22 protein-coding genes and 3 pseudogenes are annotated in these 26,601 nt (G+C 64.5%); 10 read left to right on the top strand and 15 right to left on the bottom strand.

Annotated features, from left to right (window positions below; all coding sequences use genetic code 11):
• Window positions 1-69: 69 nt before the first annotated feature.
• Together ACRHIG_RS15810 and ACRHIG_RS15805 are read right to left on the bottom strand one after the other, a co-directional pair.
• Window positions 70-1,512, bottom strand: a complete 1,443-nt coding sequence (locus ACRHIG_RS15810) for an OmpP1/FadL family transporter (RefSeq protein WP_489627021.1) — start codon at window positions 1,510-1,512, stop codon at window positions 70-72.
• 198 nt (window positions 1,513-1,710) lie between these two features.
• Window positions 1,711-4,464, bottom strand: a complete 2,754-nt coding sequence (locus tag ACRHIG_RS15805) for a bifunctional diguanylate cyclase/phosphodiesterase (RefSeq protein ID WP_489627020.1) — start codon at window positions 4,462-4,464, stop codon at window positions 1,711-1,713.
• 157 nt (window positions 4,465-4,621) lie between these two features.
• Between ACRHIG_RS15805 and ACRHIG_RS15800 the strand changes: the two genes are divergently transcribed.
• Genes ACRHIG_RS15800 through ACRHIG_RS15790 form a run of 3 tightly spaced genes read left to right on the top strand, consistent with a single transcriptional unit; the run spans window position 4,622 to window position 6,635 of the window.
• Window positions 4,622-5,596, top strand: a complete 975-nt coding sequence (locus ACRHIG_RS15800; protein ID WP_489627019.1) for a thymidylate synthase — start codon at window positions 4,622-4,624, stop codon at window positions 5,594-5,596.
• Entirely contained in the window at window positions 5,596-6,240 is a 645-nt protein-coding gene (locus ACRHIG_RS15795) for a hypothetical protein (protein WP_489627018.1), read from the top strand. The genes ACRHIG_RS15800 and ACRHIG_RS15795 overlap by 1 nt, the downstream gene beginning before the upstream one ends.
• A gap of 20 nt (window positions 6,241-6,260) precedes the next feature.
• A complete protein-coding gene (locus ACRHIG_RS15790; RefSeq protein ID WP_489627017.1) occupies window positions 6,261-6,635 on the top strand; it encodes an SMI1/KNR4 family protein in 375 nt (124 codons plus the stop codon).
• On the opposite strand, the pseudogene ACRHIG_RS15785 reads toward ACRHIG_RS15790, so the two are convergent.
• From ACRHIG_RS15785 to ACRHIG_RS15770, 4 genes and pseudogenes are all read right to left on the bottom strand, one after another.
• Window positions 6,632-8,439 (bottom strand): annotated as a pseudogene (locus tag ACRHIG_RS15785) (outer membrane beta-barrel family protein). The gene ACRHIG_RS15790 and the pseudogene ACRHIG_RS15785 overlap by 4 nt on opposite strands.
• Window positions 8,440-9,098: 659 nt before the next feature.
• On the bottom strand, window positions 9,099-10,436 hold the full coding sequence (locus ACRHIG_RS15780) for a VWA domain-containing protein (protein ID WP_489627016.1): 1,338 nt from the start codon (window positions 10,434-10,436) through the stop codon (window positions 9,099-9,101).
• Between the two features lie 9 nt (window positions 10,437-10,445).
• Window positions 10,446-11,699, bottom strand: coding sequence for a TerD family protein (locus ACRHIG_RS15775; protein ID WP_489627015.1), 1,254 nt, complete (start codon window positions 11,697-11,699; stop codon window positions 10,446-10,448).
• A gap of 78 nt (window positions 11,700-11,777) precedes the next feature.
• Window positions 11,778-12,353, bottom strand: coding sequence for a TerD family protein (locus ACRHIG_RS15770; protein ID WP_034784423.1), 576 nt, complete (start codon window positions 12,351-12,353; stop codon window positions 11,778-11,780).
• Between the two features lie 224 nt (window positions 12,354-12,577).
• Here ACRHIG_RS15770 and ACRHIG_RS15765 point away from each other — a divergent pair, with 224 nt between their 5' ends.
• From ACRHIG_RS15765 to ACRHIG_RS15740, 6 genes and pseudogenes are all read left to right on the top strand, one after another.
• Window positions 12,578-13,336, top strand: coding sequence for an alpha/beta fold hydrolase (locus ACRHIG_RS15765; RefSeq protein ID WP_489627014.1), 759 nt, complete (start codon window positions 12,578-12,580; stop codon window positions 13,334-13,336).
• A gap of 8 nt (window positions 13,337-13,344) precedes the next feature.
• A complete protein-coding gene (locus ACRHIG_RS15760) occupies window positions 13,345-13,830 on the top strand; it encodes a dihydrofolate reductase (RefSeq protein ID WP_475416441.1) in 486 nt (161 codons plus the stop codon).
• Between the two features lie 234 nt (window positions 13,831-14,064).
• Complete coding sequence (locus tag ACRHIG_RS15755; protein ID WP_475416440.1) at window positions 14,065-16,320, top strand: Orn/Lys/Arg family decarboxylase; 2,256 nt, start codon at window positions 14,065-14,067, stop codon at window positions 16,318-16,320.
• A gap of 254 nt (window positions 16,321-16,574) precedes the next feature.
• Window positions 16,575-17,414, top strand: a pseudogene (locus tag ACRHIG_RS15750) (sigma 54-interacting transcriptional regulator); the annotation flags it as partial.
• A gap of 44 nt (window positions 17,415-17,458) precedes the next feature.
• Window positions 17,459-17,626: pseudogene (locus ACRHIG_RS15745) on the top strand (AAA-type ATPase lid domain-containing protein); the annotation flags it as partial.
• 171 nt (window positions 17,627-17,797) lie between these two features.
• Window positions 17,798-17,962: a hypothetical protein gene (locus tag ACRHIG_RS15740; RefSeq protein ID WP_489630910.1), complete on the top strand. Its 165-nt coding sequence runs from the start codon at window positions 17,798-17,800 to the stop codon at window positions 17,960-17,962.
• A 6-nt stretch (window positions 17,963-17,968) separates the two neighbouring features.
• Here the strand turns inward: ACRHIG_RS15740 and ACRHIG_RS15735 are convergent, their stop codons facing one another.
• The 9 genes from ACRHIG_RS15735 to ACRHIG_RS15695 all read right to left on the bottom strand — a co-directional run bounded on the left by ACRHIG_RS15735 (window position 17,969) and on the right by ACRHIG_RS15695 (window position 26,201).
• Window positions 17,969-18,697: an amidohydrolase family protein gene (locus ACRHIG_RS15735; RefSeq protein WP_475416438.1), complete on the bottom strand. Its 729-nt coding sequence runs from the start codon at window positions 18,695-18,697 to the stop codon at window positions 17,969-17,971.
• A gap of 9 nt (window positions 18,698-18,706) precedes the next feature.
• The gene (locus tag ACRHIG_RS15730) at window positions 18,707-19,084 is read right to left on the bottom strand and encodes a hypothetical protein (protein ID WP_489627013.1); all 378 of its coding nucleotides are present in this window, start codon (window positions 19,082-19,084) and stop codon (window positions 18,707-18,709) included.
• Window positions 19,081-19,356, bottom strand: a complete 276-nt coding sequence (locus tag ACRHIG_RS15725) for a hypothetical protein (RefSeq protein ID WP_489627012.1) — start codon at window positions 19,354-19,356, stop codon at window positions 19,081-19,083. The genes ACRHIG_RS15730 and ACRHIG_RS15725 overlap by 4 nt, the downstream gene beginning before the upstream one ends.
• A 46-nt stretch (window positions 19,357-19,402) precedes the next feature.
• Window positions 19,403-20,269: a hypothetical protein gene (locus tag ACRHIG_RS15720; protein ID WP_489627011.1), complete on the bottom strand. Its 867-nt coding sequence runs from the start codon at window positions 20,267-20,269 to the stop codon at window positions 19,403-19,405.
• Complete coding sequence (locus tag ACRHIG_RS15715) at window positions 20,253-21,299, bottom strand: PLP-dependent aminotransferase family protein (protein WP_489627010.1); 1,047 nt, start codon at window positions 21,297-21,299, stop codon at window positions 20,253-20,255. Before ACRHIG_RS15715 ends, ACRHIG_RS15720 begins: the two co-directional genes overlap by 17 nt.
• 20 nt (window positions 21,300-21,319) lie before the next feature.
• A complete protein-coding gene (locus tag ACRHIG_RS15710; RefSeq protein WP_489627009.1) occupies window positions 21,320-23,470 on the bottom strand; it encodes a hypothetical protein in 2,151 nt (716 codons plus the stop codon).
• Between the two features lie 10 nt (window positions 23,471-23,480).
• Complete coding sequence (locus ACRHIG_RS15705) at window positions 23,481-24,836, bottom strand: hypothetical protein (RefSeq protein WP_489627008.1); 1,356 nt, start codon at window positions 24,834-24,836, stop codon at window positions 23,481-23,483.
• Window positions 24,837-24,840: 4 nt separating this feature from the next.
• A complete protein-coding gene (locus ACRHIG_RS15700) occupies window positions 24,841-25,119 on the bottom strand; it encodes a hypothetical protein (RefSeq protein ID WP_489627007.1) in 279 nt (92 codons plus the stop codon).
• A 515-nt stretch (window positions 25,120-25,634) separates the two neighbouring features.
• Window positions 25,635-26,201, bottom strand: coding sequence for a hypothetical protein (locus ACRHIG_RS15695; protein ID WP_475416431.1), 567 nt, complete (start codon window positions 26,199-26,201; stop codon window positions 25,635-25,637).
• A gap of 56 nt (window positions 26,202-26,257) precedes the next feature.
• Between ACRHIG_RS15695 and ACRHIG_RS15690 the strand changes: the two genes are divergently transcribed.
• A complete protein-coding gene (locus ACRHIG_RS15690) occupies window positions 26,258-26,452 on the top strand; it encodes a hypothetical protein (protein WP_489627006.1) in 195 nt (64 codons plus the stop codon).
• Window positions 26,453-26,601 lie beyond the last annotated feature (149 nt).

Below are 26,601 nucleotides of genomic sequence, written 5' to 3'. Positions count from 1 at the left end.
GCGGCATAAAAAAGCGCCCGAAGGCGCTTTTTCCCTTTCATGGCGGCCGGGTCGGCCGCCACTACCTGCTTAGAACTTGTAGTTGTAAGCGAGACCGATCAACTGCATGCGGGTCTTGAACAGGCCCTTGGTGGTTTCACCGTTGCCGGTGCAGCCAGTCATGACGGGCGAGCAGTCATTCTTGTAGTTGACTTCAGCATCCTTGAAGTCGATATAGCTGTAAGCCAGGTCGATCGAGGAATTGGCGTTCAGCTTCCAGTTCGCGCCGATCGAATACTGCATACGGTCGCTGTCCGGCAAGGCCGGGTGGCGCAGTTCGGCGCTGCGGACCGGCGCCTGGTCGTGGGCGATACCGGCGCGCAGCATCAGGCTTTCGCTGTACTTGTAGTTGGTGCCCAGCGACACGCGGTAGGTGTCTTTCCAGTTCTGGCGGATGCGCTCGGCGCCTTCGGCCGTCGGCGGGAACTGGATGTCCAGGTTCTGCAGGCGCGAAGTGCGGGTCCAGGTGACGTCGCCCATCAAGGCCCATTTGTCATCCATCTGATGGAAGGCATTGATCGACAGGGTTTCCGGCGTGCGCAATTCCACCAGCGCTTCCGAATTGACCTTGTTCGACGCCTTGGCGATGAAGGCGTTCACGGCCGGGTTGCCCGTCACCTGCGAGAAGTCCCAGATGGTGCTGCCCTTGAGCTTGTGCGAAATCGACGAGCGGTAAGCGATGCCGAAACGCGTGCCTTCGTTCAGCTGGTACAGGTAGCCCAGGTTGAAGCCGAAGCCCCAGTCATGGCCGTCCATCGATGCGTGGCCATCCTTGATGGGACCCTGCAACGCGGCGCCCGCAGCTTGCGCCGCGGCCAGGCCTTGCGTCTTGGCGATATTGGCCAGGAAGGCCTGCGATGCGCCAGGGGCATACTTGCCCAGGTAGGCGACCGAACCCGGCACGTCCACGCCCTGGCCCAGTTCCGCCTTCATGTATTCGGCCGTCACGCCGAAACCGAACGAGTGGTGCTGGTCCAGCTTGAACGAGACGGAAGGATTCAGGGCGATGGCTTCGAGCTTGATATTGGTGATCGCATAGCGGCCAAACCAGTCGTTGCCGTAGTCGAGCTTGGCGCCATACGGCACGAACAGGCCAGCGCCGACGGTCCACTGCTCATTGATTTTCTTGCTGGCATACAGCGCCGGCGCAAACACGGCATCCGGCGCGTAGTCCTTGGTTGCCGCGTAAGGCGTGCGGTTGCCCGGGAAGAAAGGCTTCGAACCCGAATCCGTGTAGGTCGAATGCGGTACCACGAGGGTGCCGCCGCCCACGAATTGCGTGCCTTCCAGGCGCGACATGCCGGCCGGATTATAGAAAATGGTCGAGGCGTCGGCCGCTTCGGCGCCGCTGGCATCGGCCGTGCCCTGGGCGGAAACGCTTTGCGAGCCGAAACGGTAGCCCGATGCCTGGGCGGTGGATGCGAAGCCGGCGCATGCGACGGCGATGAGGAGGGGCAGATATTTATGTTTCAAGTTGGTCTCTCTTTATTATATGAAGTGTCTTCGTCACATTGTCCCGGGTAGCTCAACCTCACCCGTCCTGCACTGTTCTTGCCGCCGTGAACTCCAATTCACTGACGGCATGAGCGAAGCATATAATATTTCTTAGAAAAAAGCGAACGTTCGCTCTTTTTATGAAACGGCGTTGTTTTCCACGCCAGTCACGACGTTTTACAGTGCCAGCGCCGGGGCTGGCAGCGGTATCAGGAAGCGCTGGTGCATCAGCGCCAGCATCTGTTCGGCCGGCACGGGGCGCGAGATGAAATAGCCCTGCACTTCATTGCACTGCAGCGTACGCAGGATGTCGAGCTGCTCGCGCGTCTCCACCCCTTCGGCCACCACGCTCATGCCCAGCGCATGCGCCATCGACAGGATGGCGCGCACGAACACTTCGCCCTGCTCCGAGCGGCCCAGCTCCATGGTGAAGGCGCGGTCGATCTTCAAGCCATCCATGGCGAATTTCTGCAGCTGCGACAGCGAGGAGTATCCCGTGCCGAAATCGTCGACCAGCAGACGCACGCCCAGCGCGCGGATGGCCGACAGCTGCTCCACGGCACGGTTCTGTTCATCCATCATGGCCGATTCCGTGATTTCCACCTCGATCAGCCGCGCATCGATGCGGTGGCGCGTCAGCGCCGACGCCAGCACCTGGTGCACGTCGCCGCGGCCGAACTGGCGCGCCGACACGTTGATGGACACGGGCACCAGTTCCAGCCCGCTGGCCTGCCAGCGCGCCATCTGCAGGCATACCTTCTCGATGACGACTTCGCCCAGCTGCGAAATGAGGCCGCTGCTCTCGGCCACGGGAATGAATTCCAGCGGCGGCACCATGCCGTGCTGCGGGTGGTGCCAGCGCACCAGCGCCTCCATGCTGCACAGCTGCCCGCTCATGGCGTCGACGCGCGGCTGGTAGACGACGAGGAACTGGTCCTGCTCCAGCGCCGCCACCAGGCTTTGCTCGAGTTCGCGGCGGTTGCGGATGGTTTCGAACAATTCGGGCTGGAAGAAGCGGTGATGGCCCTTGCCCGCCACTTTCACGGCGTACATGGCGATATCGGCGTTCTTCAGCAGCACTTCCGTCTCGGCGCCATCGCGCGGATACAGGCTGATGCCGATCGAGGCGCCCATCTTGTGGCGCTCGCTGCCCAGGTAAAACGGTTCGTCGAAGGCGATGGCGATGCGCTGCGCCACCTGTTCGGCGCGGCTGTCGTCCTCCACCGGGTCGAGCACGACGACGAATTCATCGCCGCCCAGGCGCACCACGTGGTCGCCCGGCCGCAGCACGGCCTTCAGGCGCAGCGAGGCGGCGCGCAGCACCTTGTCGCCCTCGGCGTGGCCCTGCGTATCGTTGATATCCTTGAAGCCGTCGAGGTCGATGAACAGCAGCGCCAGCATGTGCCGCGCGATGGCGGCGCGGCCCAGGGCGCCGGGCAGGAATTGCTGCAGCCAGTAGCGGTTGGGCAGCCCCGTCAAGCCGTCCTCGTTGGCCAGGCGGCGCAAGTCGCGCTCGTGCTCCTTGGCCGTGCTGATGTCTTGCAGGGTGACGGCCAGGCGGTCGCCGCTGCGCACCAGGCGCCGGCGTATCCAGCGCAGCTTGAACGGGTTACCTTCCGGCAGCTCGATCTCTTCCTCGGAAAAGCCGGACTCCATGGCGGCCCGGTAATTGTGGATCAGGTCGCGGAAATACGGCTCGTGGGCGCGCGACTGCAGGCGCATGCCCAGCAATTGCTCGCGCCGCACGCCAAAATAACCGGCGCCCGGCTCGTTGCAGTCGACGATCTCGAAGTCGAGGATGCTGCCATCGGTGCCGCGCAGGGCGGCGATGATATAAAAGCCGTCGCTCGTGCCTTCGGTGGCCATGCGGTAGGCATTGCGCACGCCTTCGGACTGGTGGTGGCGCCACGCCAGGCGCAGCGACAGCATGGTGGCGACGGCGGCAAAAGCCAGCAGCAGCACGGTGACGGCCAGCGCGATGCCGATATAAATGGTGCGCGTTTCTTCGTAGGGGTGCAGCATCTCGCCATCCGACAGGCCGACCACGGCCGTAAACGGATAGGCTTTCAGCGCCTGCCAGCCCACATAGCGGCTTTGCTTGTCGGAAAAAGCGATCCTGCCGCCCGAATGCAGGGCGCCGCTCTCCGTTTCCAGAAAGCTCGTGTCGAGAAACGGCGTACCCTCGCCGCTCTGGCTCGGCAGCACGCGCGACCCGAGGCGCGTGCTGAACAGCTCGCCCTCCTCGCCCACCATGGCGGACATGCCGAACTTGCCGAAATTGACGCTGTTATAGAATTCGGAAAAATAGCTGGAATGGATGGAGATGAGCAGCACGCCATCGAAATTGCCATCCTCGTCTTCCAGCCGGCGCGTGAAATGCACGAGGCTTTCGCCGGCGCCCAGGGTTGCCGCCTCGCTGGCGGCATTGGCCTTGCCCAGCGCGATGCGCAGCGCGCTGGAATTGCTGCGCCAGTGGCGCAGCAAAAAATCGCTGCGCTCGTTGACGCGCAAGCGCTGCAGCGGCGCCGTAGCCGTCACGGGATGGCCCTTGCGGTCGAGGATGGCGACGATGGCGAATTGCGGCAAGGCATACATGCCCTGCGTCTTCAACTGGTCGAGGCGCAGACGGCCGCGCGAATTTTCCCACTCATACTTGAGCTGCAAGGTCAGCTGGTCCATCTGCTCGAGGGTGCGCAGCAGGTACTGGCTGTAAGCCTTGGCCTGCGAGGAGACGCTGTCGAGCGCCTGCTGCTGCGCCACCTTCTTTTCCGCCTCCAGCTGCAGCAGGGTGGCCGTCCACAGCACCGCGCACAGGACCAGCCCCAGCAAGGGCCAGGCCAGGATCAGGCGCAGGTTGGCCTTGAGAAAATCGGCCCTGCTCATCTCCACCACGGCGGCGTTATTATTATTTACAAATTGTCGCAAGAACATGGTGCAGCATCTGCCGTTTCTGTGTATTTCTTCAAGGACACACAAATTACCACAGAGTCATGTTTGCAGGTAAGCCGGCCGCGTAATTAAGTGTGCGGCCCGCAGCCCGCCTGTCGCGCCTGCGTTACAATCACCATCCTTACCGTTGGAGAAATACATGCAGCAATACCAAGATTTGATCAAGACCGTGCTCGAAACGGGCAGCTGGCAAGACAACCGCACGGGCATCCGCACCCTGAGCGTGCCGGGCGCCATGATGCGTTTCGACTTGGCCAACGGCAATTTCCCTGCCGTGACAACCAAGAAACTGGCTTTCAAATCCGTGATCGGCGAATTGTGCGCCTTCCTGCGCGCCTCGCGCAACGCGGCCGAGTTCCGCGCGCTGGGCTGCAAGGTGTGGGACCAGAACGCCAATGAAAACGCGCAATGGCTGGCCAACCCCTACCGCGAAGGCGAGGATGACCTCGGTCCCGTGTACGGCGTGCAATGGCGCCAGTGGCCCGCGTACAAGCTGCTGGACGCTGACCAGCCCGCGCAAATCGCCGATGCGCAAGCGAACGGTTTTGCCCTGGTCGCCCCCATCGTCGAGGACGGTGTGCAAAAAGTGCTGCTGTACAAGGCCGTCGACCAGCTGCGCGAGTGCCTGGACACCATCATGACCAATCCCGGCAGCCGGCGCATCCTGTTCCACGGCTGGAACCCGGCCGTGCTGGATGCCGTCGCCCTGCCCGCCTGCCATTTGCTGTACCAGTTCATCCCGAACGCCAGCACGCGCGAAATCTCGCTGTGTCTATATGTGCGCAGCAACGATATCGGCCTGGGCACGCCGTTCAACATCGCCGAAGGCGCGGCCCTGCTGCACCTGGTGGCGCGCCTGACGGGCTACACGCCGCGCTGGTTCACCTACTTCATCGGCGACGCGCACATCTATGAAAACCACCTCGACATGGTGGAAGAACAATTGAAGCGCACGCCGTTCCCGGCGCCCAAGTTTGTCATTTCCGACCGCGTGCCCGACTACGCCAAGACGGGCAAGTACGAGCCGGAATGGCTGGAAAAGATCGAGCCGTCGGATTTCTCGCTGGAAGGCTATGAACACCATGCGCCGATCAAGGCGGCGATGGCCGTCTGATGGCGGTCGCCCCGCTGGCGGCGTTGCACCGCAAGCTGTTTGACGAAACGGACGGCGTGAAGTTTTCCAGCCTGAAAGACCGGCTGCTGAAAAAGCATGCTGCCGACGAGCGGCAAGCCGTGCTCGCCATCCTGACCGCCTACGCCAGGGAAGGCCAGTTGCTGCATTGGCGCGCCTTCCTGATGAGCGATATCGTGCAATTGGCGGAAGCCAATGAACAGACGGCATTTTTTGCATGGGCATTGACGCAGCCCGAACTGGCCTACCGGGCCGTCGATGGCATGCTGAAAAGCACAGGCAAGGACGCTTATGCGCCGCTGGTGGCGCTGGCAGCGTCCGGCGCCGCGCGCCTGGAAGTACGCGCCAAGGCCGTGAAAAGCCTGGCCGTCTTCAGCCGCCAGCCTTTCGATACGGGTTTGCCGCATGACCCCGGCCACTGGAAGCCCGACAGCCTGCCGCTCGACGCCGTGCTGGCCTGGCAAGCGGACGGCTACCCGGATGGCGCAGGCCATGCGGCGCCCGCCACCCACGCGGCGCTCGATGAGCCGCGCACGCCGCTGGAAAAGGCTGCCGCCAGGCTGGAGAAAAACTGGCGGCCCGGCGCAAAAAGGAGCAGGACCTGGCGCAGCCATCGAACTGGCTGACCATCGCCAGCGCCGCCGACATGGCCGGCATCGCGCAGCGCTGGGCCTTGCCGGAGCAGTACCGGCGCTTCCTCGCTTGCCATTCGCCGCTGCGGGTGTTGATCGACAGCCCACAGTATTTCCAGGGCTTGAGCCTGTACGGCGCGGCCGAGCTGGTCAAGGCCCAGCACGGTTATGCCTGGGATACCGTCAGCAGCGCCGCCATCGCCGGCTGGCCGGAACAGTACCTGGTGATTGCCGACGCGGGCGCCGATCCGTATTGCCTGGACCTGGGCGCCATTGCCGGCGGCGATGCGCCCGTGTACACGGCCGAACACGGCATGGGCGCATGGCGCTTCGAGCGCCATGCGGACAGTTTCATCGACTTCCTGAACGAGATAGCGGCAGCGGCCTAGCCTGCTTCGCCTCCCGGCCCGCCCTGGCCGGGACCGCCTGGACCACCGGGTCCGCCCGGCCCCCGTCCGCCCGGCGGACCGAAGCGCGGTTCCCGCTCACCCTCTTTCGCCGCCGAGCTGGCGCCGCCCAGGCGGTACGACAGCCCCACATAAATCATGCGTCCATCGAAGCGCCGCGTGCTCGTCTCGCGCAGGGACGCGCTGTTGATGACGGTTTCCATCTTGTTGCTGCTGAACACATCGGTCACATTCATGACCAGGCTCAATTGCGGCGTCACCGTGTGGCGCCAGCTCACGTTCAAGGTATTGTTCGGCGAGCGGTAGCCCTGTCCCGACAGCATCTTGCCTTGCATTTGCAGGGCCAGCTGCAGCTGGTTCGCCGGATTGATCTGGTAATTGAGGCGCGCGCGGCCGCTCAGGGCATTCGCCGTGCGCGTGCTGCGGTTGCCCAGGTCGTCGGAACTGGTCTGCTGGCTGCGCGCCAGATTGCCGCTCGTGTTCAGGGTCAACGATGGCGTGAGCTTGCCGCTGACGCTGAACTCCAGACCGCTCGAATGGCTGCCCTCGCCGTTTTCGCGCGTTGTCAGCAGCACATTGTCACTGATGAAATAGCGGTAATCGACGATGGCGTCCGTGTCGCGGCGGTGGTAGGCGCGCAAGCTGCTTTCCAGGCCAAACAATTTCGTTTCATAGCCGATCTCGAACGAGTCCGTCTGCGTGGGTTTCAGCTTCGGGTTGCCGGCCGACACATTGAACTCGTCGCGGTAGATCACGTACGGGTTCAGGTCGCCCGCGCTGGGGCGGCGGAGGCGGTGCGCATAGCTGAAGCGCAAGTTGCTCTCGTCGCTGACCTTATACGTGGCAAACAGGCTGGGAATGTAGTTGATGTAGTTGTTGCCGGCCTCGACGCCGCTGGTGATCTGGCGCACGTTCAAGTCCGTGTATTCGGCGCGCAAGCCGGCCAGCGCCCCCAGCGCTCGCTCAGGCGCATCTGGTAGGAGCCGTACAGCGCGATGGTGCGCTCGTCGAGCTCGAAACGGTTGCTGCGCATAGGGTTGACGGTGGCAAGCAGGCTGGCCGGGTTGATGTCGGTATATAAAGTGTCGAAACTGCTCTGGTTGTCGGCCAGCTTGTAGCCGAGCTTTGCCGTGCCGCCCGCCAGCGGACGCTCGTAGTCGCCGCTGAAGTCGACGATGCGGTTGCCCGTCTCGCTGTGCTGGCGCGCGCGGCTGTCGAAGGCATTCACGGGCGCGACCGCGTAGGTATTCGCGTAATCGCTGTCGCTCTCGTTGGTTGACGAGGACACGCGCAAGTCGATCTTGAGGGTTTCGCCCGGCAATTCTCCCTTGTGATCGTAGCGCGCGCCCCAGCTGTAGTTGCGGCTGTCGCCGTTGCGCACGGTGCTGCGCACATAGTCGCCGATGGTGCTGCCCGTGCTGTCGCCATTGATGTAGCGGTCGAGCGAGCGCTGGTCGTTGCTGCGCCCGTTATACGACACGCTGGCGGCCAGGGTATCGTTGGCGTTCAGGTTGTAATTGACGGTGCCGTGCAAGCCCAGCGAGTCGTTCAAGCCATTGCTGGTGGACTGCTGGCTGCTGGGGGCGAACGCGCCCGTGCCACGCTCCAGGCGCTCGCGGCTGACCTCGGCCACGGAATTGCGGCCGTCATGGCGCACATTGATGCCGCCCTGGTAGCCCCACGGCCCCTCGTTATAGGTGCCGGAGACGGAGCTGTTGTAGCGTCCGGCGATGCCCGCATTCGCGTTGACGGTGGCAAAACCGCCCGGCTTGCGGTTGCGCCGCATCACCAGGTTCAGGATCGGGCCGCCACCGGCCTCGTTGCCGAACTGGGCGCCGGGATTGTTGATCACTTCCACGGATTCGATATCGTCGGCCGCCATGGCGTTCAGGGTGGCGCCGCGCGAATCGCCCTGCAGCATGGCCGATGGCTTGCCATCGATCAATATCTGCACATTGCTGCTGCCGCGCAGGGACACGGACCCATCGGGATCGACGGCCACCGACGGCACATTGTTCAAGGCATCGGCCGCCGTGCCATTGCTGCTGCCCACGTCGGATTTGACGTCGTAGACTTGCCGGTCGATGCGGCCCGTGGGACGTTCGGCCGTCACGCTGACGGAAGGCGGAGACCCGGCGGCCGGCGCCGGCTTGACGGCATTGTCGCCGGTGACGGTTTGCGCCTGGACAGCGGCGCCGGAGACGAGCAGGCTGCCGCCCGCCAGGCAATGGAAAAGAAGTTTATGCATTTGGCTAAAAGATCATCGAGACGCTACGGATGAGGCACTACGCCGCAGCGTGAGAGCACATGTGTGGGCACGGTTCAAGCATGCCACGATTGCAAGGAGCAAAGCAAATGCGAACCATTGTTATTTACTTCAATTTACAAATCTCTTGCACTTGTGGCTGTACAGCCTCATCCGATGACCTTTGCGCTATCTTTACGTTACCTCAGCAAGCCCTTGCCGCGCGCCAGTTTCAGCCAGCCCGGATACTCCGTCATCAATAAATCATACAGTTCCGCATCGCTGTGCTCGTCGGGCGAGCTGACGGAAAAGTAGTTGGCATTGTCGACCAGGCGCCCCTGCAATTCATCGAGCTTTTCCAGGAAAGGGAAGTCCGAATCGGCAAAGGCGGCGAGGAACTTGCTTTTCGACTTGCGCCCCTTGCCGATGCCCATGAATTGCCAGAAGATGGGCTCGTTACTCGCCCAGCGCAATTGCTTTTCCGTCGTCGCCTGGTCGCTGGTGCCGCCATCGGTCACGAACATCACGTACACGGGCAGCTCGGCTGCGACGGGCCGCGTGCGCTCGCCGCCACGGGCATCAGGAAAATAAAACGCGCGGATCGCCTGCATGGCGGCGCCGTAGCGCGTGTCGCCCTCGAGCGGATGGCGCTGTATGGCCTGGCCCACATAGGTATTGCAATTACTCAAGGCCATCGGTGCCGGATGGTGGACGTTCTTGCCGAACAGGAAAACATCGATCTCGCCATCGTCGTCGAACTTGCAGCCCAGGGCCAGGATGCGCTCGGCAAAGCGCTGCACCAGCCCCTCTTTATATAGCCGTCCCATGGAGCCGGAAATATCGAGGCACAGACAGACCTTGGCGCGGTGGTCAAGCAGACCCACTTTTTGCAGGGACACGCCCGCCTGCTTGACCAGGCTGACCAGTTGCGGCGCCTCGCGTTCGACGCGCTTTTCCAGGTTGATCTTCGCCAGCATGACGGCCGAAGCCGCCGCGGCAGGAGCGGCAGGGGTTGCCTGGTCGACTTCGCCGCCGAAATGCTGCACCAGCGCATCGAGTCCCCCATTGAAACCCTGGCCCACGGCCATGCAGCGCCAGCCGCCATCCTTGCGGTAAATTTCTGCCAGCATGACGGCTTTTTCTTGCGCAAAATCAGACCCGGCAAAGGCAAAGCGTGCCAGCTCGCGCCCGCCCGCCTGCAGGCGCACGTGGCCGGCTTGCAACTGCGACATCACGCCGCCGCCATCGATGGAGGCCGTCACGACAAGGCGATCGATTCCGGCCGGCAAGCGCGCCAGTTGCAAGGCAAACTCGGCCATGTCGCCGCCGCTGCCCGCGCGCGCTTCCACGCCGCCGCACGGCGTGCGCGGCTGGTTGAAAAAGGTCATGTAGCGCTCGTCGGACAATTTGCCGCCGGCATCGAGGCCGAAGCAGGCCACGTCCAGCGCCAGGCCCTGCGCGGCGACGCCGATGTCCAGCACGCCGTCGGGAACGAGATTGGCCAGCGGCAAGCGCTGACCCTTGCTCAAGGTTTCCATCAGTATCTCCTAGACAATGTAACGGCGCGGATTGTCCGCGTTGCAATCTTCTTCGTCTTCCTTGTCCTCGCCCTTGAAGACGACGGGACCGTTGAAGGCCAGTTGCAGGTTCTCGCCCTGCCAGCTCAGCCACGGCGTCGCTTCGCTGCCGGGCTCCGACGTCTTGCCGGACGGCTCGAGGATGATGCTGTCGGGCGTGACGCGCGCCATGCCGATCACATAGGTGTAGACGGAATCGTCGTCGGCAGCCTTGGACAGGCGGAAATCGAAGTCGCACTCGACGATCTGCTGGCCATACTGCATGACCATCTTCGGCCGCATGGAGGCGACGGAAACGGCGCCATTGGCCACCGCCGAGTACACGCTGAAGACGAGGCCCACCGTGCCGCCGTAATGCTGCGCCAGCGCAGGATTGACTTCCACCGTTTCCGTGGCCGGTTCCTTGCCCGCCGCACCGGCCACGTCGCCCAGGTGGCGCACGAAAGGCATGCGGTCGAAGTTCCCGGCCGTGTCCGGCGCCTGGATGAAGCGCATCTGGCCGTTCGGCAAGAGGATGCCGACCCGCAAATCAAGGTCGTCGTTATCGTCGTCGCCATCGCCGTTGTCGACCCAGGTGGCCTTGACGGTCAGTTTGTTCGGTGCGCCCGCGCCCTTTTCCAGCGACACCTTGTGCGTCTGCCCCGCCTTGGTCAGCGAGATCTTCGACAGGGAAATCTTGGGCGCCGGCACCGGTGCCGCGTCCGCCTGCGCCACTTCGCCGCCGAAATGCGCGACCAGGGTGTCGAGTCCTCCATTGAAACCCTGGCCCACGGCCATGAAGCGCCAGCCGCCGTCCTTGCGGTAGAACTCGCCCAGCATGACGGCTTTTTCTTGCGCGAAATCAGATCCCGCATACGCAAAGCGGGCCAGCTCGCGCCCGCCGTCGAGCAGGCGCAGGTAGCCGCTGCCCAGCTGCGCCATGGTGGCCGCCCCATCGATGGCGGCCGTGACGACGAGGCGCTCGATGGCGGCAGGCAAGCGCTCCAGCTGATAGCTGAAGCCGGCAGCATCGCCGGACGGCGCGGCCGTTTCCACGCCGCCGCATGGCGTACGCGGCTGGTTAAAGAAAGTCATGTAGCGGTCGTCAGACAATTTACCGGCGGCATCGAGGCCGAAACAGGCAAAATCCAGCGGCACGCCCGCGCTGGCGAGTCCCAGTTGCACGACGTTGCCCGTGACGAGGCCGGACAGCGCCAGGCGCTGCCCTTTGATCAGGTTTTCCATGGAATCAGGGTAGATAAGAAGGGGGATACAGAACCGGGCAGCGATGCCACCCGGCACATTTACGCAAAAAATTGCTGATTACGCATTAATTCCAAAGGAGCGTGCCAGTGGCCCCAGGCCGCCTTTGAAACCTTGGCCGATGGCCTTGAATTTCCATTCGCTGCCGGCGCGGTAGATTTCGCCGAAGATCATGGCCGCTTCCGTCGAGCCGTCTTCCGACAGGTCGTAGCGGGCGATTTCCGCGCCGTTGTCGCCGTTCAGGCAGCGGATGTAAGCCTTGCCCACCATGCCGAAGTTCTGCTTGCGGTTTTCCGCATCGTGAATAGTGACGGCCACGGCGATCTTGTCGATGTCGGCGGGTACGTTGGCCAGGTCGACGGCGACTTTCTCGTCGTCGCCGTCGCCGCCGCCCGTGGTATTGTCGCCCGCGTGGACGATGGAGCCGTCAGCCGATTTCAGGTTGTTATAAAAAATGAAATCAGCATCGGAGCGGGCCTTGCCATCCGTTTTCAACAGGAAGGCGCTGCCGTCCAGGTCGAAAGCGGCACCATCGGTGGCGCGCGGGTCCCAGCCCAGGCCAATCACGATTTTCTTCAAGCCAGGAGCTTCCTTGCTCAGGTTGACATTGCCGCCTTTTTGCAAACTGATCGCCATGGTAATTCCTCTTTAATGTGTGGGTTGTATTCGGTGTTTCAGCTCACGTCGCCGGCACGCCGGCTTGATGAGCCATGAGCCTACCATAAAGTTCCTGCTTGTCAGCCGCGCACTATTGAAAATAATGCCATGCGGAAAATACCGTACGGCCGCCCCGATGCGCAAAATGACGGATAATGCCGCTCGACGAAAATTTTCCCCCTCATGAGCGACCTGAACCCGGGATGTCCTTGAATAAGATACAACTCGACTGCATCCCCGGCACCCTGTGCGACGAACGCCTGTGGTCGCGCCTGGCGCCCGCCCTGGGCGGCGTCTTTGATCTACGGCACGTGCCCCTGCACGAGGCGCGCACGCGCGCGCAGATGCAATCGATCATCGCCAGCCACAGTGCGCCGCAAGCCCACCTGGTGGGCTTTTCGCTGGGTGCCTACCTGGCGCTCGAACACGCGCTGGCGCAGCCGCAACGCGTGCAGTCCTTGACTTTGATCGCCAATTCGGCCAAAGGTTTGCTGCCGGCGGAAATCGCAACACGCCAGCGCATCGTCGCCATGCTCGAGCGCAATGTCTATGGGGGCATCACGCGCCAGCGCCTGCGCGAATTGCTGCACCCGTCGCACCTGGACAATCCCGCCATCACCGGCCTGATCCAGCAAATGGGCCTGGACCTGGGCAAGGACGTGCTGCTGGCGCAATTTCTCACCACGATCGATCGCCCCGACCTGATGGCGCGCCTGCCGGAACTCAGCTGTCCCGTGCTGATCGTGGGTGCCGAAGACGACAAGCTCGTCCATCCCGACGATTTGCGCGCCATGGCCGCCCGCCTGCCGCAAGCCGCCCTGCACTTACTAAAAGACAACACCGGCCACATGATTCCGCTGGAAGCGCCGGGTCCGCTGGCCGACGCCATGCGTGCGCATCTGGAGGCTGCCGGCAATTTCAACGATAATGACGGGCATCGGGCCATGCCCCAACTACTTTGACAGAAGCAATGAGCCATTTGACCATCATCGTCGCCACCGACCAGCAAGGCGGCATCGGCATCAACAACACCTTGCCGTGGAAACTGCCGGAAGACCTGGCGCATTTCAAGCGCCTGACGACGGGCCACCCCATCCTCATGGGCCGCAAGACCTTCGATTCCATCGGCCGGCCGCTGCCGAACCGCCGCAACATCGTCATCACGCGCAATGCCGACTGGGGCCATGAGGGCGTGGAAGCGGTGCCGTCGGTGGAAGCGGCCATCGCCCTGCTCGATGGCGCCGAAGGCTACGTCATCGGCGGCGCCGAGATTTACCGGCAGTCGCTGGCCCTGGCGCAGCGCTTGATCATCACGGAAATCGGCCAGACCTTTGATTGCGACGCGTTTTTCCCTGCCGTTGACCATGCCGTGTGGCAAGAAACCGCGCGCGAGGCCCATGTTTCGGAGAAATCCGGCCTGCCTTACGCCTTTGTCACGCTGCAACGCAAAGCCTGATAAGGTTATATTGATAGCCAGAATGTTGCTGTAATACCCCTGTCACACCGTTGCGTCACGCTAGCGTACGCTTGTGACGCTTTCGGGTGATATTTTTTCCCGCAGACGCCGCATTTCTGCGAGAATCCCGTTCTTATTTTTTCTGCGGCTGCCGGGTTGTACCACCGCCTGACCGTCGCGCCCTAGTCCGCCCCTTCACATCTGTCAGGGGCGGCTTGCTTTTTGGAGACATGCATGAAATTTCGTTTCCCCATCGTCATCATTGACGAGGATTTCCGTTCTGAAAATACGTCCGGCCTGGGCATTCGCGCCCTTGCCGCCGCAATGGAAAAAGAAGGCATGGAAGTGCTGGGCGTGACCAGCTACGGCGATTTGTCGCAATTTGCCCAACAACAATCGCGTGCATCGGCCTTCGTGCTGTCGATCGACGATGAGGAATTCGGTGGCGGTTCCATCGAGGAAACGGACCACGCGCTCAAGTCCCTGCGCGCCTTCGTCGAGGAAATCCGCTACAAGAACGCCGACATCCCCATTTATCTGTATGGCGAAACGCGCACCTCGCGCCACATCCCCAACGACATCCTGCGCGAACTGCATGGTTTCATCCACATGTTCGAAGATACGCCGGAATTCGTCGCGCGCCACATCATCCGCGAAGCGAAATCCTACCTGGACGGCCTGTCGCCGCCGTTCTTCCGCGCGCTGGTGCACTACGCCAACGACGGTTCCTACTCGTGGCACTGCCCCGGCCACTCGGGCGGCGTGGCTTTCCTGAAGTCGCCGATCGGCCAGATGTTCCACCAGTTCTTCGGTGAAAACATGCTGCGCGCCGACGTCTGCAACGCCGTCGAGGAACTGGGCCAGCTGCTCGACCATACGGGTCCTGTCGCCGCGTCCGAGCGCAATGCGGCGCGCATCTTCAATGCCGACCATTGCTATTTTGTCACCAACGGCACGTCCACCTCGAACAAGATGGTATGGCACTCGACCGTGGCACCGGGCGACATCGTCGTCGTCGACCGCAATTGCCACAAGTCGATCTTGCACTCGATCATCATGTGCGGCGCGATTCCCGTGTTCCTGATGCCGACCCGCAATCACCTGGGCATCATCGGTCCCATTCCGCTGCATGAATTCACGCCGGAAAGCATTGCCCGCAAGATCGAAGCGAACCCGTTCGCGCGCGAAGCGAAGAACAAGAAGCCGCGCATCCTCACCATCACGCAGTCGACCTACGATGGCGTGATCTACAACGTGGAAACCCTGCGCGAAATGCTGGACGGCAAGATCGACACCCTGCACTTCGACGAAGCATGGCTGCCGCACGCCACCTTCCACGATTTCTACAAGAATATGCACGCCATCGGCAAGGACCGTCCGCGCGCCAAGGAATCGATGATCTTCTCGACCCAGTCCACGCACAAATTGCTGGCCGGCCTGTCGCAAGCCTCGCAAATCCTCGTGCGCGAATCGGACACGGTCAAGCTGGACCAGGACGCCTTCAACGAAGCTTACCTGATGCACACCTCGACTTCGCCCCAGTATTCCATCATCGCCTCGTGCGACGTGGCCGCGGCCATGATGGAAGCGCCGGGCGGCACGGCCCTGGTGGAAGAATCGATCATGGAAGCGCTCGATTTCCGCCGCGCCATGAAGAAGATCGACCAGGAATGGGGCCAGGACTGGTGGTTCCAGGTGTGGGGCCCGGCCAGCTTCAATGACGAAGGCATGGGCCGCCAGGAAGACTGGATGATACGCGCCGAGGATGACTGGCACGGCTTCGGCGACCTGGCCGCCGGCTTCAACATGCTCGACCCGATCAAGGCGACCATCGTCAACCCGGGCCTGTCGCTGGACGGCCAGTTCGGCGACACGGGCATCCCCGCGTCCATCGTCACCAAATACCTGGCCGAGCATGGCGTCATCATTGAAAAATGCGGCCTGTACTCGTTCTTCATCATGTTTACCATCGGCATCACCAAAGGCCGCTGGAATACCTTGCTGACGGCCTTGCAGCAGTTCAAGGACGACTACGACAAGAACCAGCCGATGTGGCGCATCCTGCCGGAATTCGCGGCGGCCAACCCGCGCTACGAAAAAATGGGCTTGCGCGACCTGTGCCAGCAAATCCACGATTTCTACAAGGCCTATGACGTGGCGCGTCTGACGACGGAAATGTATCTGTCGGACATGATCCCCGCCATGAAGCCGTCGGACGCGTTCGCCAAGATGGCGCACCGCGAAATCGAGCGCGTGGCCATCGACGAACTGGAAGGCCGCATCACGTCCATCCTGCTGACGCCGTATCCACCGGGCATTCCGCTGCTGATCCCGGGCGAGCGCTTCAACAAGACCATCGTCGACTACCTGCGCTTCGCGCGCGACTTCAACGAGCGCTTCCCCGGCTTCGAGACGGATGTGCATGGTCTCGTGAAACGCGAAGTCGATGGCAAGCGTGGTTACTTCGTCGACTGCGTCCGTCAGGACTAGAGCACCTAGAAAACGTCCATGGCGGCGTTGCATTGCCTCGCCGTACTATTCGTACTGTCTTCGGCAACGCGCCTTGCCCTGAACGTTTCTAGGCACTCTCGTGACGTTCGTTGAACTTCATTAAAATAGCGCTGCCTGATGCGAGTCAGGCGGCGTTTTTCATTGTGCGCCTCCCGCGCACGCTTGCGCCAGATCAAACGGCTGGGGTATCGGACTCCTAAGATGGGCCACTCGCGTACTGGGATGGCCCGTCTATGACGCTCAAGGTGTGGCTGGAAATCGTGCAGCAGGCGGCGGCTGGCAGTGGCGCCTTGCTGATGGCGGCCTTGAAGCAGGCTCAGGTAACTATAGCCCGGCGGCACGACGGCGAGGCGGACGGCGCGGGCATCGTGCTGTTTGCCGAGGCCGATGCCGCGCTGCTGCAAGCACTGCCGGCGCTGTGCGGCCATGCCCGCGTGCTGGCCATTGCCGCCTGCGGCCAGTCCCCCAGTTGCGCGCAAAAGCGCGCGCTGATGGCGGCAGGCGCGCTCGATGTCCTGCTGTGGCCGGCGGGCAGCGTCGATGCGGGCCAGGTGCTGGCGCGCCTGCAGCGCTGGCAAGCCGTGGCGCAGCTGCTGGCGTCCAGCGCCGTGCGCCAGCAGCTGGTGGGCGACAGCGCGGCCTGGACCGCCTTGCTGCACCAGGTGGTGGAAATGGCCGCCTTCAGCCAGGCGTCGATGCTGATCACGGGCGAAACGGGCACGGGCAAGGATTTACTGGCGCAACTGGTCCACCGCCTCGGCAACTGCAGCGGCGGCTTCATCGTCCTCGACTGCACCACCCTGTCGCCGGAACTGGCTGGCAGCGAACTGTTCGGCCATGAACGGGGCGCCTTTACGGGCGCGGCGGCCGCGCGCGACGGCGCTTTTGCCCTGGCGGACGGCGGCGTGCTCTTCCTCGATGAAGTGGGCGAACTGCCGCTGCCGCTGCAGGCACAGCTGCTGCGCGCCATCCAGGAGCGCAAATACAAGCGCGTGGGCGGCAATACCTGGCAGCCAACCCAGTTTCGCCTCGTCTGCGCCACCAACCGCGAACTGGAAGACGAAGTGGCGCGCGGCGCCTTCCGCGCCGACCTGTATTACCGCATCGCCGGCTGGCGTTGCCGGACGCCGCCCTGCGCGAGCGCCAGGACGATATCCTGCCGCTGGCCCGGTATTTTCTCGCCGAACTGGCCCAACAACAGCCGCCCGCGCTCGACGCGGCCGTGCGCGAATACCTGCTGCTGCGCGACTATCCGGGCAATGTGCGCGAACTGCGCCAGACCGTCACGCGCATCTGGCACCGCCATTGCGGCCCCGGCCCCATCACCATCGGCGCCCTGCCCCCCGACGAACGGCTGCTGGCGCCGCGCTGGCCCGACCAGCATTTCGAAGCGGCCGTGCGGCGCGCCCTGGCCCAGGGTTGCAAGCTGTCGCACATCACGCGCTGCGCCACCGACGTGGCCATCCGCCTGGTGCTGGCCGAGGAACACGGCAACAACCAGCGCGCCGCCGCCCGCCTGGGCGTGACAGACCGCGCCCTGCAGATACGCCGCAAGGCGGCCGCCTGCGCGGCGCAAGCCGCTACTGCCGTAGCACCGCCGGCCACGCCTGCCGCCCTGTGATCTGCCTCAAGCCAGACCGGCCAGCCGCAAAAAATTGCCGCCCGTGACCAGCGCCGCATCCAGCGGCGGCAGTCCCAGCAGCTGTATCTTGTGCAATTCCAGCCCCGGATGCAGCCAGGGGCCATCCGAGCCGAACAAGACCTTGTGCGGCCCGGCGCGGCGCACGGCCTGCTCCAGCAAATCAAAGCGGCGCACGCCGGAGCTGTCCGTATGGATGTTGCGGTGGCGTACCAGATGGTCGATCAGCGCCAGCTGGGCCGCCCAGTCGTCGCCGAAGCTGCCCAGGTGGGGCAGGATGAAGTTGACGTCAGGATACTGCTGCGCCAGCAGTTCGGCCACGGCCACTTCGCCGGCCGGGTCGTACAGCACGGGCAAGCCGAAGAAACGCGCCGCGTCGCACACTTCGCCGCTGATGCGCGCGTCAAACCGGTGCGCCTTGATGCCGACAAAACCATAGCGCTCGACAGCCGTGCGCACCAGGTCCATGATGCGGCCCCGGTCGCGCCGCGCATGCACGAAGGCAAAGCCATAAAAACGCTGCGGATCGGAGGCGACCAGGCGCGCCACGCCGTGGTTGGCGATGGCGTAATCGGAGTGGAAGGTCGCGAACAGCGCGCTGCGGGCGATGCCGGCCGCCTGGGCCCGGCGCAGATAGGCGTGCAGCGGCGCATCGCTGTCCCACGGCCCGCTCAAGCCGTCGCCAGGTCCCGCATGGCAATGACAATCGATGATCATCTAGTCGCGCTATTGCCAGTCGCCCATGACGACGATGCGGTTGCCGCGCCGGCGCCAGCGCCCGCTCTCCTCTTCCTGCTGCGGCGCAGGCAAGCGGAAATGCGGCAATTGCTGGTGCAGGGCCCGCGTCAGCGCGCTTTCCACGGCGCGTGCGCTGCCATCGCCGTCGGCCGCCAGGCGCGCCGCCTGCCCCGCGATGCGCACGAAGCGGCGCGCCAGCTCCAGTTCGCGATCGGCCGGCGCCTCGGCTGCCATTTCCAGCTCCAGCGCATTGCTGGCCGCGCGCCCCAGGGCCGAGCCGAGCGCCGTGCCCACGCCCGGTATCGGGATCATCGAACCGAGGGCGCCGCCAACAAAGGGCAAGGCCGTCTTGGCCACGGCCTTCAAGGCGCCGCCCAGGGCTTGGCCACCTTGGCGATAGTCGAGCCGACCTTCTTGACGCCCTTCCACACGCTCTTGAAGACATTGCCGAGAAACTGCTCCAGCTCCTCCTCGCTGGCCACTTCCAGCAATTCCATGGCCAGTTGCAATTCTTCCTCTTCGCTGAAAACGGCCGGCGCCGCGCCCTTGCCGGGCCAGTCCGGGCCGAATTCCAGCACTTCAAACGCGGCGCCGGCCCGTTGCCGGCATTGCGCGCATGCGCATTCGAGTTGGTGCATGATGCTCTCCTTCGCAATGGTCAAGGCGTGGCCGTCAGGCCCACATTCAGCTCCACATTTCACCGAGTACGGCCAGTTCCAGTTCGCGCCGCTGGTTGGTCAGCACGCCGCGCTGGTTGGCAAACATGTCGTCGTGGATGCGCTGCTCGATGCGACGCCGCTGCGCCGCCGAGGACAGGGGCGCGACGTACACCTGATGCCCGCTCACGTCCACGCCCATCATCTGGCCGCACAGCCGGTGCTGCAGCAGGCGCCGGTGCAGATCGTCCGTCTGGCCGCTGTAGGCGCGGCGCCGCCCGCCCGCATCGAACTCGATCACATACAGGCCCGGCCCCCGGCCATTCGGATCGCGCAGGGCATTGGCCAGCGTCCCCAGCGCCAGGTAATTCAGGGCGGCCGCTTCCGGCACCCGGCCCATGGTGCCGGCCAGGGTGGGCGGGATCTCGCCCTGCTGCTGGCCGTCGTCCTGCCCTTGGTCCTGCCCTTGGTCCTGGTCAGGTTCCGGCTCCTGCTGGTCTCCAAACGCGGGTTCCGCCACGGGATAGGGTGCCGGATAAAGCGTGGGATAGATGGGCGCATAGCCGCCCCAGCCCCGGTAGCGCGGCGGCAGATAGGGCAAGGGCTGGGCCGCATAGCGGGGCGGCCGACGGCCCGGCGCCTGGTAGCGCGGCGGCGCGGGACGGCGCTGTCCGCGCAAGGGCGGCCGTGCGCGCAGCCCTCCGCCGCGCATGGCGCCGCGAGCGCCACCGGGGCGCGGGCGTTCGCCCTCCCATTCGGCCTCGGCTTCGTCCTCCCCTTGCCACTCCTGCGACCACTCCTGCGACCATTCCTGCGACCACTCCCCCAGCCACTCCTGCTCGCCGGCCGCTGCTGGCTGCCCCGCAAAGGGCAGCATTTCAAACGCTTCGTTCATATCGCCTCCTCGTGTGATGTTCAAGCAAATCCATCGCCTGCTCCAGTTGCCGGGGCGTCTGGTCGGCCCGCAGCAGAAAAGTCAGCGCGCCGCAACCGTCCCCCGCTTGCGCCAGCGCCAGCACGCCCGCTGCGCGCAAGGCTGGCTGCAAATGGGCGCGCCCGGGCAGGCGCTGCACGGGAAAGCTGCCGCCCCGGCAGACGATGCCGGCCGCAGCCATCCCCCTCCTCCATTGCGCCACCCTGTCCCCCAGCCTGGCGCGCAGCGCGTCGCCATGGCGCGCATTGAGCGCCATGGCCCGCCGCGCGGCCGCCAGCACGGCGGCCGACGGCGGACTGGCGTGCACCCGCGTCTGGCTGTGCGCCGCGAAGCGCCGCAACAGGCCGCCGCTGCCCGCCAGCACGGCCAGCGGCACGCCAAAGCCCTTGGCCAGCGAGGCGCCGACGATCAGGTGGCCACCCGCCTTGTCGTAAGCGCCCTGCAAGCCGTGCAGCCGCGCCGAACCGCCGCCGTGCGCGCCCGCCACGCCCAGCACCTGCGTGTCGTCCAGCAGCAGGTAACCGCCGCCCTGGCACGCCAGGGCCGCATAGCCGGCCAGCGGCAAGGCCTGTTCGCGGCCCGGCACATAGCCATCGGCCAGGATCAGGGGCCGCCACCCCTGCCTGCCCCAGGCCGCCACCAGGCGCCGCAGCGCGTCCATCTCGCCACTGGGAAACAAGCGCAGCGGCAAACCCAGCGCCTGCGCCCGCTCGGCGCCCCAGCGCGCGATGGCGTAGCTGCCGCCATCGACTAAGATCACCAGCCGCTCGGCCGCCAGCATGCCGAACAGGTCCCAGAACAGGTGCAAGGTCGACGGCAGCACGCAGGCGGCCTCGCAGCCTTGCAGCGCAGCCAGGGCCGCGGCCAGCGCTTGCGCGCCCGGCGGCTCCCGCAGCGCGGCCGGCTGGCCCAGGGTCAGGCTGCTCCACGGCGCCAGCGAGGCCGCCGGATGACGCATGCCCAGGTACAGGGCACTGGTAAAGTCGAGCATGCACGCGCCCCGCCCCCGCCCTAGACGCTGCGCAGCTGCTGGCTCAGGCGCTGGCGCAGCAACACCGAAGGCATCGTCGATTCGATCACCGGGTCGCTGCTGTCGACGGACAAATCGACCCCGGTGGCGGCGCGGTAGCCGTGGATATAGCCCTGCACTTGCGGCCGCCAGAAGCGCGCCCAGTTGAATGCCTGCGTGGGTTCATAGATATCGCTCCAGTTGCCGTAGCGCACAGACAGCAGCAATTGCTCGCCGAAGATGGCCAGGTTACGGAAATGCATGACGCTCGTGTCCGTCCAGCCCTGCAGTTTCTTCATGGCGTCGACCCGGTCCATCCACGGTTCCGGATACGCGACCATCACGCGCGTAGGCAAGAATTCACGGAACTCGGGACGCGCCAGCATCCATTGCTGCATCAGCATCTCGATGCGCGCCGTCGACGGCAAATCGCCGAACTGGTTGTGCGCGCCCTGCGACAGGATCAGGTGGATTTCCTTCAATGCATTGAGCACGGGGAAGGCGTCCGCCTTCACGGTGGTGTCGTCATCCTGCTTGTAGAACGAGGTCAGCAGGCGCAGCAAGTGGTGGAAAGCCTCCAGGAATTTGGAGCGGCTGTCGGCTGGCCGGAAGTGCTGCACTGCCTTGCCGTCCAGGCGCACACCGTAGTGATGGTCATACTCATAGTTCCGGCGCATCACGGTCAGCCGATGCTGTTCATCCTGCGTGTATCCCCACAGTAAATTATTCAACGGACGCAGCATGTCGATTTCCGTGTTCGACAAAGGATCGAGATGGTTGCCGGGCGCGCGCAGGTTCTGGAAGCGCTGCGCGATGGCGTTCATGGTCTGCACCAGCATGCCCTCTTCGTGCCAGTACGACCAGATCAGTTCCAGCAGGCAAGGATTGGCCAGCTTTTCCTGGATGATGCCAAAGCACAGGTCGACTTCGCCTTCCTGGCCCCGCGGGATGCTGATGGGGATATCGGGCAGCTTGCGGCGGATCACGGCCAGGTAGGGCAAGGTCTGGAAGCCGTCGATGTTTTCCAGGTAATCGTTGCGCAGCACGGTTTCCAGGTCGCGTCCTTGCGGTATGTCGCGCCGGTCCAGGTAGGCGTTGTCCTCGGCCGGATTGAAGGCCAGCGGCTGGTTCAGCACGCCGCAATTGACCATCACGAACGCTTCCGTCGCCACTTTCAGCACGCGGTAGGAATCGGCATCGGAAAACGGCAGCGCGCGGCGCTGCTTGAGCTGCTGGAACATGTCGGCCTTTTTCACGAAGCGCTCCTGCTCGAAGCCCCGTACACTGGCCAGGTCGCCGCAAAACAGACTGTCCATGAAATGCAGATAATTGGTAAACGACATCGCCTCGGTACTGTTGCGTATCAAGGTCCACAGCGGCAAGTCTTCCGTCGGCTCCGTTTCCGTGCGCGTCAGCGATACGCCCACGTTGCCGGTGATGGGCTGCGGCTGGCGCTCTTCCGTCTCGTATTCCGCGTCCACGGCCAGCATGGCGTTCGGGCTCAGCCCTTCCGGCACGGGCAAGGCGCTGCGCAGTTCGGGGCGCTGCGCCAGCATCATCTGTCCCATGAAGCGGTGCATGCCGACGCGCCGCACGGGCGTGGAAAACGCGTTCGCCGTACCGCGCATGGGCACCCACGGCGCGGCGGCCAGCACTTGCACCTGGTCGCGCCCGTCGGCGCTCTGATCGCCGTCAAACGAGACGGTGGCGATGGCGCGGTCGCCCACCCTGCCGAACTGACAGTCGCTGGGATGGCAGTCGGCCGTTTCAAACGCCAGCGCCACCTGCGGATTGAGCTGGGGCTTGAAGCACAGCACGGCGCTGCAGCCGGCCTGCACCGTCACGCACTGGGGCGCCGTGGCGGGGAAATTGCCATACACCCCCACGTAACTGCCCGTCATCAAGTCGGCAAACACGGTGCTGCCACGCCCATCCGTCCAGCGCACGCCCACCAGCATGGCGGGATCGGGCACCCAGGTGGCGGCATTGAACAGATGGCAATCCGCCTCGGCACCCCGGTACAGGCTGATGGCGGCATTGACGACCATGGCCCCGCTTTCCTGCTCGTGTACGGTGACAGCGATGCTGCCGCCCTGGTGTTTCGGGCCCGCCTGGCCCACCCCTCTGCTTTTGCTGCTCATCTTGCTGCTCATGTCATTCTCCTCAATGGATAATCAAACGGGATGCCAGGGGCGGCAGCAACCTGCCGGACTGGCGGCCATGCCGCACGACGTCGGCGCACAGTTCCGACGTGTCCAGGGTGCTGCGCAGGGCCCAATGGGTCAGCAAACGCCCCAGCAGCTCGCTTTCGTCTTCCGGACTCAGGGTGCCGCTGGCGCGCGCCTGGCCCAGCACGGCGAACACCAGGGTCGGCGCGGCCTGGTACATCTGCGCCGGCGCCAGGGTCCAGCTGCGAAACAGCTGCGCCAGCATGGCCGGCTGGCGTGTGTGCACGGCCATGGCTTCGACCAGCGAGCCGCCGCGCAAGGCGGGCGGCCGGTGCTGCACCAGCAAGCCCACCAGGGCCGCCATGCTGGCCTGCAGCTGTTCCAGCAGCCGCTGCCGGGCTGGCGGCAGGCCCGTCAGCGGGTAGTACGACAGCCACAGCTGCTCCAGCCGGTCCCATTGCGGATGCGGATACAAGGCCCGCCCCATGGCGCAGCTCAGGCGCACCCGCAGCCATGGCACCGGATGGGGATCGTCGATATTGAGGCGGAAGACAAACACGCGTGGCAGGCTGACCACGCCGATCAGGCCCAGGGTGGCGGCCACGCCGACCCGCGCCAGGGACCAGAAATCGGCCACGATCTCGGAAATCCACCGTTCCCACAGCTGCCACACGTGCACCAGACCGCTGCCGCCATGCTGCATGGCTTGCAGCACGGGCCGCAAGGACGCCACCAGGTCCAGCAGCGCCGCGCCCTGGTGGCCCACCTCGTGCACCAGCGACGAGGCGATGCTGCTGCCGATCATGCGTTCGCGCGGCAGGCGGATGATGGCGACGGGATTGTCGCCGCCGCCCGGCAGGCGCGTGCGCGCGCGGCGGATGGCGGCGCCCGGCCCCCGGTCCAGGTAGCAGATCACGGGCGGCGCCTGGTACATATTGCCGGGCAGCGCCAGCGCGTCGGCGGCAACGATGTCGAGCCCGGCCAGCCAGACGCCCGTCTTGTGCTCGCTGCGCTGCGTGATGACCTCGTTGAACAGGTCGAACTGGGTCAGCGCGGCATTGAATTTCAGGCGCAGGAAGGTGAAGCGGCGCTGCGCCTCGGCGGCGGTGGCCATGCTGGCCCCATCGGCGTGCTCGCGCCGCAGCCAGCGCTGGAACTGGGCCACCATGCGCCGCAATGCGCGCCGTCCCTGCACCAGCTGGCTTTCGATGGCCGACTGGGCGCTGGGCATCAGGGCGGCCGCCAGCACCGTCGGCTCGATCAGCGCGAACGGCTCCAGCCGCGCCAGCCGCGTCAGCAGCGAGCGCGCCTCCTGCGCCAGCATCCAGGCAGCATAAGCGCCGATGGCCATGATGTCAGACGCCGTACAGGACGATTTTGTGGCCCTGGCGCGCCCAGCGCCCGCTGGACGGGCGCATGCCCGCCGAGCCCCTTGCCGCGCCACCCTGCGCCATGGCGCCGCCCGCAGCGGCGCCGCTGCCGTTCTGCGTGGCGACCTGGCTGCCGGGGCGTCCCAGCAAGCCAGGCGCGAACTGGCGCGCCGCCGCGCTGGCGGCCGCCTGGGCGATGGCGCGCGGGTCGCCCGAGCCGCGTGCCTGCGCGGCGCGGTTGACGGTGTCGGCGGCCAGGCGCACGAACTGCTTGGCGCCCTCGAATTCGCGGTCTTCGTTCGATGAGGCTTCCGCTTCCAGCCCCAGCGCATTGCCAGCCGCCGAGGCCAGGCCGCTGCCGATCTTGGCCCCCAGCGGGCCGCCGAAATAGCCGCCGATGGCGCCGCCGGCCAGGGGAATCGCTTTTTCGCCACGCCCTTGAGCACGCCGCCGACGGCCTGGCCCACGGGCGACTTGATGATGCCGCCCGCCACCGAGGCGGCCTTGCGCAGGAAATTGCCAAGAAACTGTTCCAGTTCGGCTTCATTGCTGACCGACAGCAGTTCATTGGCAAGTTCCATCTCCTCGGCTTCGGAAAACATGGCGTTCGCGCCGCCCTCGCCGCTCCACTCGCCCTGGCCAAACTCGAACTGTTCCGCTTCAAAGCCGGACATCTCCTGGCCGTATTCCAGGGTCGTACGATCTAAGTCATGCATGATGAGCTCCTAAAAGTTAGCACCTCGGTTGACACTACAGTGCCGGACGAACTGGCCGTCCGGCTAACAATCGAGCACGACGATGTGCCCGCCCTCGCGGCGCCAGCGGCCACCGGCCCGTCCTGGCGTTTGTGCCGCCTGCCTGAGCAAGCCTGGCGCCACGGTACGTGCCACTTGCAACAGGGCCGTTTCCACCTGCGCCCTGGGCGCGCGCGCGCCCGTGCCGGCATCCTGCGCCAGCGCCGTATTGACGGCGTCGATCAGATGCACGACCTGGCGCGCCAGTTCGAATTCCTTGTCTTCCGGGCTCAATCCTTCCAGTTCCATGCCGAAGATGCCTGCGGCGCGGCGCTTGAGCGCCTGCGGCGAACCGCCATGCAAGGGCAGCAGGGGCGCCACCACCTTGCCCAGCAACTGGCGCAACGGCCCTTCCAGCGGCGTGCCGCGCACCTGCTGGCCCGCCGCGGTGGCGTCCAGCTGGTGCCCCAGGAAGGCATCGAACTGGGATGGCGCCTGCAACTCCAGCAATTGCGCCGCCAAGGCCAGCTCATCTTCCTGCTGCAGCGGCAGCATGCCGGGCGCCTCAGGCAATTCCATTTCGGGACGATAGGCGAGCAGACGGCTGGTCATGGCAAGCTCCGGTGAAAGACGGGCGGGGTGGCCCATGCCTCCCTGACGCAAGGGCCATGCCAGCCGGGCGCGGGAGAAGAACGGGACGCGACGGCGAACGCCGTTTCGCCGATGCGATAAAAACCATGGTTTCCGGCGAAGCGAGTTTCGTTGTCAAGATGAGCTTTCAAACAAGCTTAATTGGCAGGAATGATTACGTCGCCTATCCGCCACAATGCCCGCGAACGGCAAAAAATATTTTCTATTTTTAAAAAATAAAGTTCGCGCTACCGCTTCGAAAACAATCTCAACACCACGCCAACGGCCGGCAAAAATAAACGTGGCCAACACGTAAATACTTAATTGAAAACAGGATTTTGGTAGTTAAGCCCTACAATTAAGCGGCTAGAATTTGATTGCT

Source organism: Janthinobacterium sp. C22 (assembly GCF_057919405.1).
Note: the sequence above shows the minus strand (reverse complement) of the source record. Positions and strands in the feature narration are given on the sequence as shown.